General features: G+C 37.6%; 1 protein-coding gene. It reads right to left on the bottom strand.

Annotated features, from left to right (window positions below; all coding sequences use genetic code 11):
* Positions 1-26: 26 nt before the first annotated feature.
* Positions 27-556 (bottom strand): transposase (locus QME58_14510; protein MDI6805023.1); only part of this gene is annotated, 530 nt, incomplete at its 5' end.

Raw genomic sequence — 556 nt, 5'->3', positions numbered from 1 at the left:
TTTCCCTAATGGCGGTCATTAGAAATTTATAGCCTATTGAACAATCTGGGTTTAAATAAACCGGCAATCCATTCTCTTTTTTTATCTGGTGCAGACAGCTTCAATACAGTTTTACGATGTTTAGATATTGTCCAACTTCCTAATGCAATGCATTTCAAATATAAGGTTGCCATCCTGCGAGCTTTCTTATCTTTTAAAGCTATTAACCTGAATAATGCCATTACATTATACGCTACCAATGCAAACCGAAATGCTGCCTCTGTCGCATAAAACTTCTGCGAACTAAATCCTCGAATCGCAATCCGCCTTAGGCGGATCAATTCTTTGATCCTATTTTCAGAATCACTACGCTTTCGATACATCTCCCATATACTGTATCGATATGCTTTTCGATCTACCTCTTCAGGAAACAATACCAATTCTTTTCCCGTTGCTTTGGGATATAATTCGATATTCTTCCTCACCACAGTAAACCTTCGTGCCCGCTGCCATCCTATTGCTTTATGGGCGGTTCCAAAAATTGACTTATTGAATACTTTTTTTTGTATATTTAAGA

The sequence above is a fragment of the Bacteroidota bacterium genome (assembly GCA_030017895.1).
In the GTDB taxonomy this organism is placed as follows: Bacteria; Bacteroidota; Ignavibacteria; order UBA10030; family BY39; genus JASEGV01.
This window is presented reverse-complemented; position numbering and strand designations above follow the sequence as displayed.